This is a genomic window from Gaetbulibacter sp. PBL-D1 (assembly GCF_050509525.1).
Taxonomy (GTDB): Bacteria; Bacteroidota; Bacteroidia; order Flavobacteriales; family Flavobacteriaceae; genus Gaetbulibacter_B; species Gaetbulibacter_B jejuensis.
In genome coordinates this window covers 61,317-76,249 of the sequence record NZ_JBNWKB010000009.1, presented here as the reverse complement: position 1 = coordinate 76,249, position 14,933 = coordinate 61,317, and the positions used below count along the sequence as shown (strand labels likewise).

Annotated in this window: 16 protein-coding genes; 12 read left to right on the top strand and 4 right to left on the bottom strand. The window is 32.4% G+C overall.

The annotated features are described in order from the left end of the window. Positions 1-30: 30 nt before the first annotated feature. A complete protein-coding gene (locus ACQ0RB_RS09330) occupies positions 31-540 on the bottom strand; it encodes a DUF4199 domain-containing protein (protein ID WP_129761298.1) in 510 nt (169 codons plus the stop codon). A 162-nt stretch (positions 541-702) separates the two neighbouring features. Here ACQ0RB_RS09330 and ACQ0RB_RS09325 point away from each other — a divergent pair, with 162 nt between their 5' ends. The 3 genes from ACQ0RB_RS09325 (at position 703) to ACQ0RB_RS09315 (ending at position 2,608) form a co-directional block, all read left to right on the top strand. After that, on the top strand, positions 703-954 hold the full coding sequence (locus ACQ0RB_RS09325) for a type B 50S ribosomal protein L31 (protein WP_129761299.1): 252 nt from the start codon (positions 703-705) through the stop codon (positions 952-954). Positions 955-1,091: 137 nt separating this feature from the next. Continuing rightward, the gene (locus ACQ0RB_RS09320) at positions 1,092-2,267 is read left to right on the top strand and encodes a GlmU family protein (protein ID WP_430498047.1); all 1,176 of its coding nucleotides are present in this window, start codon (positions 1,092-1,094) and stop codon (positions 2,265-2,267) included. 11 nt (positions 2,268-2,278) lie between these two features. Beyond that, positions 2,279-2,608: a hypothetical protein gene (locus ACQ0RB_RS09315; protein WP_343799043.1), complete on the top strand. Its 330-nt coding sequence runs from the start codon at positions 2,279-2,281 to the stop codon at positions 2,606-2,608. Here ACQ0RB_RS09315 and ACQ0RB_RS09310 read toward each other — a convergent pair. After that, positions 2,595-4,229 carry an ABC transporter substrate-binding protein gene (locus ACQ0RB_RS09310; RefSeq protein ID WP_430498044.1) on the bottom strand — a complete coding sequence of 545 codons (1,635 nt, stop codon included), beginning with the start codon at positions 4,227-4,229 and terminating at the stop codon, positions 2,595-2,597. The genes ACQ0RB_RS09315 and ACQ0RB_RS09310 overlap by 14 nt on opposite strands. A 44-nt stretch (positions 4,230-4,273) precedes the next feature. Between ACQ0RB_RS09310 and mtaB the strand changes: the two genes are divergently transcribed. From mtaB to ACQ0RB_RS09295, 3 genes are all read left to right on the top strand, one after another. Then, on the top strand, positions 4,274-5,605 hold the full coding sequence (gene mtaB, locus ACQ0RB_RS09305; protein ID WP_129761303.1) for a tRNA (N(6)-L-threonylcarbamoyladenosine(37)-C(2))-methylthiotransferase MtaB: 1,332 nt from the start codon (positions 4,274-4,276) through the stop codon (positions 5,603-5,605). Positions 5,606-5,698: 93 nt separating this feature from the next. Then, complete coding sequence (locus tag ACQ0RB_RS09300; RefSeq protein WP_262733042.1) at positions 5,699-6,181, top strand: hypothetical protein; 483 nt, start codon at positions 5,699-5,701, stop codon at positions 6,179-6,181. Between the two features lie 133 nt (positions 6,182-6,314). Further along, complete coding sequence (locus ACQ0RB_RS09295) at positions 6,315-6,767, top strand: hypothetical protein (protein WP_430498041.1); 453 nt, start codon at positions 6,315-6,317, stop codon at positions 6,765-6,767. A 55-nt stretch (positions 6,768-6,822) separates the two neighbouring features. On the opposite strand, the gene ACQ0RB_RS09290 is transcribed toward ACQ0RB_RS09295, so the two are convergent. Then, positions 6,823-7,119 carry an N-acetyltransferase gene (locus ACQ0RB_RS09290; protein WP_187347861.1) on the bottom strand — a complete coding sequence of 99 codons (297 nt, stop codon included), beginning with the start codon at positions 7,117-7,119 and terminating at the stop codon, positions 6,823-6,825. Between the two features lie 161 nt (positions 7,120-7,280). On the opposite strand from ACQ0RB_RS09290, the gene ACQ0RB_RS09285 reads away from it, so the two are divergent. The 3 genes from ACQ0RB_RS09285 (at position 7,281) to cls (ending at position 10,468) form a co-directional block, all read left to right on the top strand. Next, a complete protein-coding gene (locus ACQ0RB_RS09285; RefSeq protein WP_430498039.1) occupies positions 7,281-7,943 on the top strand; it encodes an alpha/beta hydrolase in 663 nt (220 codons plus the stop codon). A 132-nt stretch (positions 7,944-8,075) separates the two neighbouring features. Beyond that, positions 8,076-9,014 carry a transglycosylase SLT domain-containing protein gene (locus tag ACQ0RB_RS09280; protein WP_430498037.1) on the top strand — a complete coding sequence of 313 codons (939 nt, stop codon included), beginning with the start codon at positions 8,076-8,078 and terminating at the stop codon, positions 9,012-9,014. After that, positions 9,014-10,468 (top strand): cardiolipin synthase, encoded by a 1,455-nt coding sequence (gene cls, locus ACQ0RB_RS09275; RefSeq protein ID WP_430498035.1) that lies wholly within the window; start codon positions 9,014-9,016, stop codon positions 10,466-10,468. The genes ACQ0RB_RS09280 and cls overlap by 1 nt, the downstream gene beginning before the upstream one ends. 3 nt (positions 10,469-10,471) lie before the next feature. Here the strand turns inward: cls and ACQ0RB_RS09270 are convergent, their stop codons facing one another. Beyond that, entirely contained in the window at positions 10,472-11,050 is a 579-nt protein-coding gene (locus ACQ0RB_RS09270) for a DUF2892 domain-containing protein (RefSeq protein ID WP_131508440.1), read from the bottom strand. 168 nt (positions 11,051-11,218) lie between these two features. Between ACQ0RB_RS09270 and rpmH the strand changes: the two genes are divergently transcribed. From rpmH to ACQ0RB_RS09255, 3 genes are all read left to right on the top strand, one after another. After that, positions 11,219-11,380 carry a 50S ribosomal protein L34 gene (gene rpmH / locus ACQ0RB_RS09265; protein ID WP_129761309.1) on the top strand — a complete coding sequence of 54 codons (162 nt, stop codon included), beginning with the start codon at positions 11,219-11,221 and terminating at the stop codon, positions 11,378-11,380. 100 nt (positions 11,381-11,480) lie between these two features. Next, positions 11,481-14,333: a carbamoyl-phosphate synthase large subunit gene (gene carB / locus ACQ0RB_RS09260; protein ID WP_262733038.1), complete on the top strand. Its 2,853-nt coding sequence runs from the start codon at positions 11,481-11,483 to the stop codon at positions 14,331-14,333. A gap of 77 nt (positions 14,334-14,410) precedes the next feature. Next, the gene (locus ACQ0RB_RS09255; RefSeq protein ID WP_430498032.1) at positions 14,411-14,932 is read left to right on the top strand and encodes an ankyrin repeat domain-containing protein; all 522 of its coding nucleotides are present in this window, start codon (positions 14,411-14,413) and stop codon (positions 14,930-14,932) included. Position 14,933: the final 1 nt, after the last annotated feature.

Here is a 14,933-nt window from a genome sequence, read left to right as displayed (position 1 = left end):
CAAAAATAAAGAAATTATTTAAGCTGAGTATTATTCTTTTTTCATTATAGCTCCAGCAACTAATGAGATTAAAAATCCAAAAAACAAACTAGCTACCAAGTACATTGTTGCCATGAAAAATTTAGAAGTAAACATATTTGTCATTTTTGTTGCAGTTGCTAATTGATCTTCCGTCATATTTGGATTTTGTTTAGTCATTTCCAAATAGGCGTTTTCTCTTATGTTTTCAATAAATTCTGGTTGAATGAATTCGTAATGAATAACTGTATAAATAGCAGCGATTATTCCGCTTACAACAGCCATGGCTAAACCTACCTTTAAAGCATCTTTAATAGAAAGTGAATTTCCATTTTGCTTTTTAAATGTTCCAATGCCATAAACATAGATAATTATTGTGAGAACAAATGAAATTCCACTCATTATCCAGCTTTTTTCTATGTTTAGAACATAAAGAATTACTAGACCTAGAATAGATAAAAGTGCTAGGTATAGACCGTAAGTGTAGGCAATTGGTTTAATCGAAGGTTTTTGAATATCCATAAAATGATTGTTTTTGTTAGTTAATATATTCTAATTAGTATATTCGTATTGAAATTTGTTACAATAAATTTAAAAATAAAAAACAATAAAAAGATTGTACAATAATAAAATTTGCTTAAATTTGCACCTCGAAAAAAACGAAACGATAATAAAGCATTAGAGATGAAAAAAGGTATACATCCAGAAAATTATAGACTTGTAGCATTCAAAGATATGTCTAATGATGATGTATTTTTAACGAAGTCAACTGCAGATACTACAGAAACTTTAGAAGTAGATGGTGTAGAGTATCCGTTAGTAAAATTAGAGATTTCTAGAACATCTCACCCATACTACACTGGTAAATCTAAATTAGTTGATACAGCAGGACGTATTGACAAGTTTAAAAACAAATACGCGAAATTCAAGAAATAAATTTCTCGAAAATATATTTATTAAAGCCTTTCAACTATTGAAAGGCTTTTTTATTTTAGGCAATTAAGTTACTTTTGGATAAATGAAAGTTTAGGTTTTAAAAGACAACTCTAAACTTTAAACTTTAAACTTTTATTATGAATTATATTCTTTTTGATGGTCCTTGTCGTAACAGTTTGTTGCCATTTACCTATACAAGACCAGTAGCCGATATACGTGTAGGGATTTTAACCATTAGAGAAAAATGGGAAATGTACCTTGGTTATACTACCACAACTTTAACCGAAGATTACTTATCCAATAAATACCCAATGGTTGAAATGGATGAGAATGTAATGATTAATGCATCGTATGTGCCAAACTTTGAGCTTGCAGAAATGGTGAAAAGCCTTGAGGAAAATCAGGCGATTTTTAAGGATGAAGACGTTATCGCATTTTTTGCTAAAGACACACAAGATGATGTGGATTTTGACACCTACGAAGCGATTGAGTTTAATGCTGAAGTTATAAAGATTGAACACACTTGGGATATTTTCTCAAAAAACGGTAATGCTATAGCTGAAGATTTTGAGCTTTTAACAAAAGGTCGAAAATCGCAACCAATACCTGCAAGTAACAATACCATTGAAGCAAGCAATATTTTTATAGAAGAAGGCGCAAAACTTGATTTTGTAACTTTAAATGCTACCAATGGTCCAATTTACATAGGTAAAGATGCCGAAATAATGGAAGGTAGTATTATAAGAGGCCCTTTTGCGTTATGTGATTATGCTACTGTAAAATTAGGAGCCAAAATTTATGGTCCTACAACGGTTGGTCCACATAGTAAGGTTGGAGGAGAGGTAAATAACTCGGTGATTTTTGGATATTCAAACAAAGGACACGATGGGTTTTTAGGGAATTCAGTTTTAGGAGAATGGTGTAATCTTGGTGCAGACACCAATAATTCCAACCTTAAAAATAATTATGCTGAAGTAAGACTGTGGAGTTATGAAACCGAAGGTTTTGCAAGAACAGGCTTGCAGTTTTGTGGCTTAATGATGGGAGATCATAGCAAATGTGGTATTAACACTATGTTTAATACAGGAACAGTAGTTGGTGTAAGTTCAAATATTTTTGGTAGTGGATTTCCAAGAAATTTTGTGCCAAGTTTTAGTTGGGGAGGAAATAGCGGATTTACAACGTATTTAACTAAAAAAGCATTTGAGGTTGCAAAGGTAGTTATGCAACGTAGGTCAATTGAATTTACACAACAAGATGCCGATATTTTAGAGCATGTGTTTGAAATCACCCAAAAATATAGAACTAAATAAATTAAATATATATGTTAGGAATAGTACTCATCTACTTTATAGGTCGTTACTTTTATAGGTTAGCCGAAGAATACAATAAAAACAAATGGTTGTTTGCCATTATTGGTGTTTTAAGTTATTATGTTGGGACCTTTGTTGGTGGAATAATTTTAGGTGTTCTAGATGGAATTTTCAACATTGGAATGGATTGGGACAATAGCTTAATACTTGGTCTTTTGGCTTTACCATTTGGAGTGGCAATGGTGTATTTGTTTCACTTTTTGTTAAAGCGACATTGGGAAAAAACTACCATCAAACCAGTTGATGAGATTGAAACTATAGGAAAATCTATTGAAGAGTAGTTTTTCTCACCTTTTTTAATTCCAATAAATTAATAGGGTTAATCCCTAGTCCGTTTACATTTTTTCTTGTAAAACGAACGACTTCATCGTAAAACATAACCACAACAGGAGCGTCTTGCATGATTAAACTATCCATTTTGGTGTAAAGTGCTTCACGTGTTTTAGTATTGGTTTCAGTAAAAGCTTGTTCGTACCAAGTGTCAAATAATTCATTTTTAAAATGTGTGTAGTTTGGACCATTAGGAGCAAAATTTTTGCTGTAGTAAAGAGATAGGTAGTTTTCAGCATCAGGATAATCGGCAACCCAACTTGCACGAAACATATCTAATTTACCATTTGCCTTAGCGTCTTTTAAAGTAGCAGCAGGAATAACATCTACATTTACTTGTAGGCCAACTTTTTGAAGTTCACGTTGTATATATTCGCAAAAACTCAAATAATTACTAGTTGTTGTAATGGTAATGCTTGGTTGGGTAATTCCTGTTTCAGCTTTAAAATCATCAATAAGTTGTTTGGCTTTTTCAGGTTGATAACTGTAACCTGTCTGTTCGTTGTAACCAGGTAATCCCTTTGGGATAAATCCACCATTGGCAGGAATACCAATACCATTTCGCAAGTAAGTCATCATTTTATGTCTATCGAACCCATAATTTACTGCTTGTCGTAATAGTTTGGATTGAATTTCGCTAACTTCAGAATCTAAATAAAACGCTAAATATTCAGTATTAAGATAAGGACCTCTAATGATGTCAACGTCTGTTTTGTATTGATCTCTAAGTTCTCCTTTTGAGGTTAAAATTTCATCTTTATAAGAAGCATCTAAACCAGATACATAATCAATATTTCCTTGAGCAAATTGTAAAAATTCACTTTGTTTGTCTGGTAAAAATGTAATAGCAACTGCTTCTAAATACGGAAGTTGATTTCCGTTTGTATCCATTTCAAAATACAAATTATTTTTCCTGAATACGAGTTTAATATTCTCTTCCCAACGTTTAAATTTAAAAGGGCCTGTTCCAATAGGATTACTTCTAAAATCAGAACCGTAATGCGCTACAATTTCTTTAGGAACAACCGAACAATATTTCATAGTAAGCAATCCTAAAAAAGCAGGAAAAGGTTGTTTTAACTGTATTCGGAAGATAGTATCGTTAACCGCTTTAAAATTGGCAACTTTGTTTAATACCCAACTTCCTGGAGAGGCAACTTGTTTGTCTTGTAATCGGTTTAAACTGTACTCAAAATCTTGAGCAGTAACAGTTCTTGTAGAGTCTTTTCCAAACAACTTGTGCTTGTGAAAATAAACGTCATTTCGTAAGTTAAACGTGTAAGTTGTTGCGCTGTCTGTAACAGTCCAGTTTTTAGCAATACAAGGTATTACGTTAAGGCTGTCATCCATTTGTACTAAACCGTTAAACAATTGGTTGGTTGCCCAAATATCGGCATTGTCTTTTGAAAACGCAGGATCTAATGAACCAATGTTTTTATGTTCATTGTATCTAAAAACTGAATTTGAATTGCTTTGATTGTTGCTTTCACATGAGATTAGAATAAAAATTGCACAACATATTGATATGTAGTGTGGTAGTTTTGAGCTACTAAGAAAAAAGCGTTTTACCATTTTATTTATTAGTTGTAAATTTGCAACTTGGTAAAAGTACAAGAATGAACGGAAGAAAAAAAGTAGCATTTTACACTTTGGGTTGTAAGCTTAATTTTTCTGAAACTTCTACTATAGCAAGAGGTTTTAAGGATGAAGGCTTTGATCGTGTTGATTTTTCTGAAACAGCAGATATATATGTTATCAATACATGTTCTGTTACCGAAAATGCTGATAAACGATTTAAAACTATAGTTAAACAAGCTCAAAAATCTAATCCAGAAGCTTTTGTTGCAGCAGTAGGTTGTTATGCGCAATTAAAACCTCAGGAGTTGGCAGATGTTGATGGTGTTGATCTTGTGCTAGGTGCTACCGAAAAATTCAAAATTACCGACTACATTAATGACCTGAGCAAAAATGACTTTGGAGAAGTGCATTCTTGCGATATTGACGATGCCGATTTTTATGTTGGTTCCTATTCTATAGGAGATAGAACAAGAGCATTTTTAAAAGTACAAGATGGCTGCGACTATAAATGTACTTACTGTACAATACCATTAGCTAGAGGTATTTCGCGGAGCGATACCATGGATAATGTTATTAAAAATGCTAAAGAAATCTCTGAAAAAGACATTAAAGAAATTGTACTTACTGGTGTTAATATTGGCGATTATGGTAAGGGTGAATTTGGTAACAAGCGTCATGAACATACGTTTTTAGATTTAGTAACCGAACTCGATAAGGTAGAAGGTATTGAGCGTTTACGTATTTCTTCAATAGAGCCTAATCTTTTAAAGAATGAAACTATTGAGTTGGTTTCGCAGTCTAGAGCTTTTGTGCCTCATTTTCATATTCCATTACAAAGTGGAAGTAACGATATTCTTAAAAAAATGAAGCGTCGCTATATGCGAGAACTTTATGTGGATAGAGTTGCCAAAATACGAGAAATAATGCCCAATGCTTGTATAGGTGTTGATGTTATTGTTGGTTTTCCTGGTGAAACTGATGAGCGTTTTTTAGAAACGTATAATTTTCTGTCCGATTTAGATATCTCTTATCTTCATGTGTTTACATATTCTGAAAGAGATAATACCGAAGCTTCAAAAATGGATGGCGTTGTTCCTAAAAATGTAAGGTCAAAACGTAGTAAAATGTTACGAGGTTTATCGGTAAAAAAGCGTAGAGCATTTTATGAAAGCCAAATTGGAACACAACGACAAGTGTTATTTGAAAGCGAAAATAAAGAAGGTTACATTCATGGGTTTACCGAAAACTACGTAAAAGTAAAATCGCCTTGGAATCCACATTTAGTAAATACGATTCACGATGTGGAGCTTACCAAAATTGATGACGATGGTATTGTACGTTTTGATTTGATAAATCAGGAAGCGGTTTAAATACTGTTAATCTTATATTTTTAGCGTTTCATCTAAATTATAACAGCTAACTTGTTAGAGGTTATATATTTACTGCAAATTAATTGGTCCCATATGAAAAGCCTACTCTCACTTGCAGTACTTTGCATTTCGTTTACTACACTATTTTCTTGTTCTAAAGACAGCAATAACGATTCAAATCTTGTTGGTATATGGAAATTAACTAACTATGATATTGGTGTTTCTACTGATGTGGATAAAGATGGAGTAGAACACAAAAATATTTTAAATGAAATAGTTTGTAGTGTTAATGAAACACTAGAGTTTGAAACTAATAAATCTATGACTTCTAGCGATTCTTTTCATCATGAAGTAAAAGTATCTAAGGTTGATGATTCCTATTTAGTAAATGTTGAATGTAGAGATGGTTATATAAGTTCTATTAATGTGCTTACTGAAGAAGAGTTTACCGAGTACGAATCGTATATTGAAGGTAACCAGCTAACCTTAGTTTATGCAAATGCAGTTAAAGTTTATAACGAAGACTTCACAGAAGTGATTGAAACCAAAGATTTAATAAAAGTTTACACTAAGTAACAACTTGAGAAATATAAAAAAACCGAAGCTTTGCTTCGGTTTTTTTATAGTATTAATATTAAAAGTGTGTTAATCAAATTGTTTTGCTGATTTTCGTGTTCTATATTTCAAGTGAAATTAAAAACTATAGATTATGAAAAAAATTATTTTATGTATTTTGACTTTAGGAGTACTGACCTTAACATCATGCTCAAGTGATGATGATGGAAGTATTAACATTGAAAATGCTAGTATATCAATTGATAATACTTTAATGGATTTTGATGTTGCAGTACAAAACATACAATCTTTTCGTGTAATGTCATTTTCAAATTCATCTGATGATTCTAAATATTTTATTATAACATTAGAGAGAGATGAAGTAGGAAATGAAGCTGTTGCAAGTGTTAGCTATCTTACTGTTGATGGTACTTATCGTTATGATAAATATACAGTCGATAATCCTGCGACAATTTCAAGTGATATTGAAATTAATACTTCAAATACATTCAAAGGAACATTATCTGGTGTTTTGTCAAAGTATATAGAAGGAGTCGGTTACGAAACGATTACTGTAGAGAGTGGTAATTTTGATGTGACTTTTTAGAAGCTTAAAATCGTATAATAAAAAAACCGAAGTAAAGCTTCGGTTTTTTTGTGAGTTATATTCTAATGCCAACTGGTAGCATTTTTTTGTAGCGTCTATTTCTTCTGATAAATTTTGCAATTTCAGGACTTGTAGGAACTACGCTTATATTTCTTTCTTGTATGTTTTCAAAAACAAGTTTTAAAAAATCCTCTTCAAACCCTTCAGAGTTAATACATTCTGGAATTATTAGTTTTGTTAAAAAAATCTTTCGATCTTGGAGTGAATATTCAATTTTTGCTAATTGGTCATCAATTTTTAGCTCAAATTGACGTAAAAAGTCATTGTCTATTAGTTCAGCTGCATCAATCATAATAAATTAATTTTAATCTAAGGTCGGTAAGGATAAAAACTACAATTTGTATAGTTTTGCAATGCAAATTTATAAAAAATATCGCACATATTAAAGTATAGTGATGGTTAAATGCTTATGGAATAAACTATTAAGATTTTTAAAACTACAATAGCTCTAAAATGAAACAAGATATCATACATGTTTACTTTATGCCTGGTATGGCAGCTAACCCATCAATTTTTGAGTATATTAAGCTTCCTGAAGACCAATTTGAAATGCACTGGTTAGAGTGGGTGTTACCTCTAGATAATGAAACTTTGGAAGGCTATGCGAAACGTATGGTAAAAAAGATTGAACATGAAAACATAGTGCTTCTTGGAGTGTCTTTTGGTGGTATTTTGGTTCAGGAAATGAGCAAATTTATAGACTGCAAAAAAGTAATAGTAGTTTCAAGTGTAAAGTCAAAACACGAGTTGCCAAAACGTATGAAGGTGGCAAAGTTTACTAAGGCTTATAAATTGTTGCCTACACAACTAATGAGTAATGTAGAGCTGTTAGCAAAATACGCTCTTGGTAATACAGTAAAGAAAAGAGTGGAACTGTATAAAAAATACCTTTCAGTAAATGATAAAAAGTACTTGGATTGGGCAATTGAGCAAGTGATTACCTGGAAACAAGAAAAACCACATCCAAACGCTATTTATATTCATGGAAATAAAGACATGGTTTTTAACCATTCGTGCTCTGGAGACTGTATAGTTATTGAAGGAGGAACGCATATCATGATTATAAATAAGTATAAATGGTTTAACGAAAATTTACCAAATCTTATATTAAACTAATTTTGAAAGCATTGTAGATTTCTCTACATTTATAAAAACAAATTTGTGAAATATTCATTGTGTCGAAGCGTTGTAAATGCTGAAAAAAATGAACTTTCCACCATAAAAACGTCAAACAAATAAGTGTTACTTATGAAAACTTTAAAAAATATATTAGCTGCTGTAGGTTTAATTGCGTTGTCTGGGCTTTTTATTTTTGCAGCCCAAAAATCACCTTCTGATAATACAATACAAGAAGAACAGAAAAAATTAATCAACGATTATAATGTGTATGCTTTAGCAGTTCCAGATCATCTGGAGTTTGCAGGTGAAGCTGTTCCTTTAGAAGATCCAGATGTTTTAGAGCGTATGGATAGAGAGCTTTTAGTAAATACGTATTGGCAATCTAACGGATTGTTAATGTTTAAGAGAGCTGAAAAGTATTTTCCTGTAATTGAGCCTATTTTGAAAAAACATGGTGTTCCAGACGATTTTAAATATTTAGCAGTTATTGAAAGCGGATTAACAAATGCTGTATCTCCTGCTGGAGCAAGAGGTGTATGGCAAATTATGAAAGCAACAGGAAGAGAGAATGGACTTGAGGTAAATAATAATGTTGATGAACGTTATAATTTAGAAAAAGCTACTGAAGTAGCTTGTAAATACCTTTTAGACTCTAAAGAACGATTAGGATCTTGGACATTGGCTGCTGCTGCTTACAATGCAGGAAACGCTGGCGTTTCTAGAAGATTAAAAGAACAAGATGTAACGGATTACTACGATTTACTTTTAGGTGAAGAAACAGGACGTTACCTGTTTAGAATTGTGGCGCTTAAAGAAATTTTAAGCAATCCTAAAAAATACGGATTCAATTTTAAAGAAAACGATTTGTATAAAAATATACCAACCTATAAAGTGTCAGTAGATACTGTGGTGACTGATTTTTCAAGATTTGCAAAACAATTTGGTATCAATTACAAAATATTGAAAATCCATAATCCTTGGTTGCGTGAAGATCATCTTAACAACGCTTCTAGAAAGCAGTATTTTATTGAAATACCTAAAGAAGGATATTATCCTACAACGCCTTAATGATTGATTTTGTTAAGCACAATTTTTGGAACATTTTAATTGTTCTTAATTATGTTGTGGCAATTTCTGCTGCAATAACTATTCTTCTAAAAAACATTAACCCAACCAAAACCATTTCTTATATAATGGTTTTGGTTTTTTTTCCTTTTTTAGGGTTGTTAGTTTACTATTTCTTTGGGCAAGAATATCGAAAGAACAAAATATTCAACCGCAAACATATTCTAAATAAAAGAGTTGTAAAAAACATCAATAAAGAGTTACAGCTTAATAACAAAGAAAAGAGAGAAATTAAGCAAACTCTTGACGAAAAAGTAAAGCTTGTAAAGTTGCTTTACAATAGCGAACAGTCGCCTTTAACACTTAATAACAAAGTTAAACTGATTAAAAACGGAGAAGAAAAATTTAAACTATTACTTAAAGACTTAGAGCAAGCCCAATCTCACATCCACATGGAATACTATATCCTAAAGGATGATAAAATAGGAACACAAGTTTTGGATATATTGTGTGAGAAAGCGATAGAAGGAGTGAACGTAAGATTAACTTTTGACGATGTTGGAAGCAAGCTTTCAAAAGCAATAAAAAAGAAACTTAAAGAAAGTGGAGTAGAGTTTGCGCCTTTTATGCCTGTGTTGTTTCCAAAATTCACAGGAAAGATGAACTACAGAAACCATAGAAAAATTGTGGTTATTGATGGACGTATTGGTTATTTAGGAGGTATAAACATTTCTGATACTTATGTAAACCATGAAACTGATAACTCATATTGGAGAGATACACACCTGAGAATTGAAGGTGAAGCAGTAAAACCGTTGCAGATAAACTTTTTAACCACTTGGAATTTTGTATCTAATATTGATTTGTCAATTTCTAAAACCTTTTTTCCTGAAATAGAAGTTACTGAAGAAGTGCCAGTACAGATTGCAGCTAGTGGTCCAGATACTGATTGGGCAAATATTATGGAGACTATTTTTACAGCTATAGTTACTGCGCAAAAATATGTGTACATAACCACGCCTTATTTTATTCCTAATGATGAAGTTATTACTGCAATGCAAGTAGCTGCAAAAAGCGGTGTAGAGGTAAAATTATTAATTCCAAAACATTCTGACTCTTGGACTGCTGAACACGCTACAAACTCTTATTTGGAGTCATTATTAGAAGCAGGAGTGGAAATTTATCGATACAAAAAAGGATTTGTTCATGCTAAAACATTAGTTGTTGATGACATTTTTTGTACTGTAGGAACTTCTAATATGGATTATAGAAGCTTTAATATCAATTTTGAAATAAATGCTTTAATCTATGACGAAACACAAAGTAAGGCGCTTAAAAAGTTTTTTAATGATGATATTAAAGATAGCGAGCAATTAACTTTACAAAGCTGGCAAAAAAGACCTAGATTAAGTAGGCTTAAAGAATCTTTTTGTAGGCTTTGGGCTCCTTTATTGTAAAAGTTATCTTCTGCTACGTCTGTTTTGTCTAGCCGAAGTAGGTTGACCATACTGCTGTTTAGGAATAGCAGTTTTTTTCATTTGTTGCTTAAACATTTTAATTTGGTCGGTCAACATTCCTCTTTTATCAAGAGTTTCAGCCTCTTTTAATAACATTTGAGCCTCTTGTTTTCTGCGTTTAGAAAAAGCAATTCCTGCTAAGTTTAATTTAGCCATTGCCAAATCATGATCCATAGATAAACCTAGGCTAACCGCTTTTTTAAAGTATTTTTCAGCTTCGTTCATATTAGTTTGAGAAACCATAATACCATGTAAGTAGTTGTAGTAGCCTTCTTGTTTTTTCACTAAAGCAGCTGAAGGGTTTTTAATTTTATTAAGCCATTTTTTTGCACCATCAAAATCTTGCTTACGAAGTTTTAAAAAGGCTAGAAGAATAAATTCGTTTTTAAAATAAAGGAATACAAAAATAAGTGAAAGTAAAATCAACATAATACCATTACCAATGTAGCCTTCGGTAAATTGATAAACGGCATAACCAATAATTAAAACAGCAATTACTAACTTTATATTTTTATTGTACATATTTTCTATTAAATTTTTGAGTGTGCAAAGTTAGTAAAAACAATTGGAAATATTTTTAACTTTTGATTTGTCAAAGTAAAAAGTCTTTGTATATTTGCAGCCAATTTTGAAACAAACTTCAAAAGTAATTAACGGAAACTAAGATTATTTTTTTAAAGATATAAGACAATGAGTAAAAGAACGTTTCAACCGTCAAAAAGAAAGAGAAGAAACAAACACGGTTTTAGAGAAAGAATGGCTACTGCTAACGGTAGAAAAGTACTTGCTCGTAGAAGAGCTAAGGGAAGAAAGAAATTGTCTGTGTCTTCAGAATCAAGACATAAGAAATAATGATTAACAATTGTTAATATTTTGAGGTGTTACTTAGGTGTAGCACCTTTTTTTGTACCCAATAGATACCTATTTTTGTAAACCAAAAAAACACAACACAATGCCAAAGAATAAAAACATAAGCTCTGTATTAATTATTGGATCAGGACCTATCATTATTGGTCAAGCATGCGAGTTTGACTACTCAGGATCTCAAGCACTACGATCGTTAAGAGAAGAAGGAATCGAAACCATTTTAATTAATTCTAATCCTGCAACAATCATGACTGACCCAAAAATGGCAGATCATGTGTATTTGTTGCCGCTTACTACAAAATCTATTGTTAAAATATTAAAAGAGCATCCGCAAATCGATGCTGTTTTACCAACAATGGGAGGACAAACTGCTTTAAACCTTTGTATTGAAGCAGATGAAAAAGGGATTTGGGAAGACTTTGGTGTAAAAATTATTGGTGTAAATATTGATGCAATTAACATTACCGAAGACAGAGAAAAGTTTAGAGAGTTAATGTTAAAAATTGGAGTTGGAATGGCACCACAAGCCACAGCAACTTCGTTTTTAAAAGGTAAAGAAATAGCTCAAGAGTTTGGTTTTCCATTATGTATTAGAGCATCGTTTACCTTAGGTGGAGCAGGAGCTTCAATTGTTTACAATGAAGAAGAGTTTGATGAAGCCTTAACCAGAGGTTTAGAAATCTCACCAATTCATGAGGTGATGATTGATAAAGCGATGATGGGTTGGAAAGAGTATGAGTTGGAGTTATTACGCGATAAGAATGATAACGTAGTAATTATTTGTACTATTGAAAATATGGATCCAATGGGAATTCATACAGGAGACTCTATTACTGTGGCGCCTGCAATGACACTTTCAGATAGTACATTCCAGAAAATGCGTGATATGGCTATACTTATGATGCGTAGTATAGGTGATTTTGCAGGAGGATGTAACGTACAGTTTGCGGTAAGTCCAGATGAGGAAGAAGAAATTATCGCTATTGAAATTAATCCTCGTGTATCGCGTTCTTCAGCATTAGCGAGTAAAGCAACAGGTTATCCTATTGCAAAAATTGCTGCTAAGTTGGCTATTGGGTATCATTTAGATGAATTAGAAAATCAAATTACCAAGTCTACTTCGGCATTGTTTGAGCCAACTTTAGACTACGTAATCGTAAAAATACCTCGTTGGAACTTTGATAAGTTTGAAGGTTCTGATAGAACATTAGGACTTCAAATGAAAGCTGTTGGAGAGGTGATGGCAATTGGTCGTTCATTCCAAGAAGCACTTCACAAAGCAACACAATCATTAGAAATAAAGCGAAATGGTCTTGGTGCAGATGGTAAAGGGTATAAAGATTATGACCAAATAATTGAGAAACTTACTTATGCAAGTTGGGATCGTGTATTTGTGATTTATGATGCTATTCAAATGGGAATTCCATTAAGCAGAATTCATGAAATCACAAAAATTGATATGTGGTTCTTAAAGCAATACGAAGAATTGTATATGTTGGAAAAAGAAATTTCAACATTCACGATAGATACTATAGACAGAGACTTGTTGCTAGAAGCTAAACAAAAAGGGTATGGAGATCGTCAAATTGCGCACATGCTAAACTGTTTAGAAAGTGAAGTCTATAACAAGCGTGATGAGTTAAAAATTAATCGTGTTTATAAACTTGTAGATACATGTGCTGCTGAGTTTAAAGCACAAACACCATATTACTATTCTACATTTGAAAACGAATTAGAAACAGCTGATGGCAAACTATATTCAGCTAATGAAAGTGTAGTTTCAGATAAGAAAAAAATAATTGTTTTAGGTTCTGGACCAAACAGAATTGGGCAAGGAATTGAATTTGATTATTGCTGTGTGCATGGAGTATTGGCGAGTGCTGAATGTGGTTACGAAACTATAATGATTAACTGTAACCCTGAAACCGTTTCAACGGATTTTGACATCGCTGATAAACTGTACTTTGAACCAGTATTCTGGGAACATATTTACGATATCATTCGTCATGAAAAGCCAGAAGGTGTCATCGTTCAACTTGGTGGTCAAACAGCACTTAAACTTGCTGAAAAATTAGACCGTTACGGAATAAAAATAATCGGAACTACTTACCAATCTTTAGATTTAGCTGAAGATAGAGGAAGCTTCTCTACCTTACTTAAAGAGAATAACATTCCTTATCCAGAATTTGATACTGCCGAAACTGCTGATGAAGCCTTAGCTGTAGCTGATAAGTTAGATTTCCCAATCTTGGTAAGACCATCTTATGTATTAGGAGGTCAAGGCATGAAAATTGTAATTAACAAGAAGGAACTAGAAGAGCATGTCGTTGACTTACTTCGTAAAATACCAAATAACAAACTCTTATTAGACCATTATTTAGATGGTGCTATTGAAGCAGAAGCAGATGCTATTTGTGATGGAGAAAACGTGTACATTATTGGTATAATGGAGCATATTGAACCTTGCGGAATCCACTCAGGTGATAGTAATGCAACATTACCTCCTTTTAACCTTGGAGATCTAGTATTAGAACAAATAAAAGATCACACCAAAAAGATTGCATTAGCTTTAAATACTGTTGGGTTAATCAATATCCAGTTTGCTATTAAAGATGATAAAGTTTACATAATAGAAGCTAACCCTAGAGCGTCACGTACTGTACCTTTTATAGCAAAAGCGTATGGCGAACCTTATGTAAACTATGCTACTAAAATCATGTTAGGCGATAAAAAAGTAACCGATTTTGACTTTAATCCTAAGCTTGAAGGTTATGCTATAAAGCAACCAGTATTCTCATTTAATAAGTTTCCAAACGTAAATAAAAAGTTAGGACCAGAAATGAAGAGTACAGGAGAAAGCATCTTGTTTATTGATAGTCTAAAAGACGATGAATTTTACAACTTGTACTCAAGACGTAAAATGTATTTGAGCAAATAGCAGTAAAAATCGATAAACGGTTAATACAATCTCCTAAAAATTACTACTTTAGCCTTGTGTAACTCAAGTAGTATAGAATGAAGCTAAAAGGCTTTTTGTTAATAGTTAGTGTACTAGTATCAGGTTTTGCTTTTTCCCAGCAAAATATTTTTGATGCAGCACGTTTTGGTACAATTGATGATGTAAAAGAATTAATTGCTAAAAACCCAGATACTATTAATGTGGTCGATGCTTCAGGATATTCTCCATTAACATTGGCATGTTACAGAGGAAATGATGAGGTCGCTATATTTTTAGCATCAAAAGTTGAGGATATTGATGGCGAAAGTAAATACGGAACACCATTAATGGCTGCAGTTTATAAAAACAGAGAAGCAGTTGTTAAAGTACTTTTAGAACATGGTGCAGACCCAAATTTAGCAGATGCTAATGGAACATCTCCTTTGCATTATGCTATTATAATGAGAAACAAAACCATAATTAAACAATTGGTTGAGGCGAATGCTGACACGAGTACTAAAGATAATAGAGGAAATACAGCAATAGATTATGCAAATATGACTCAAGATGTGGAAATTATTAATCTTATTGTAAAATAAT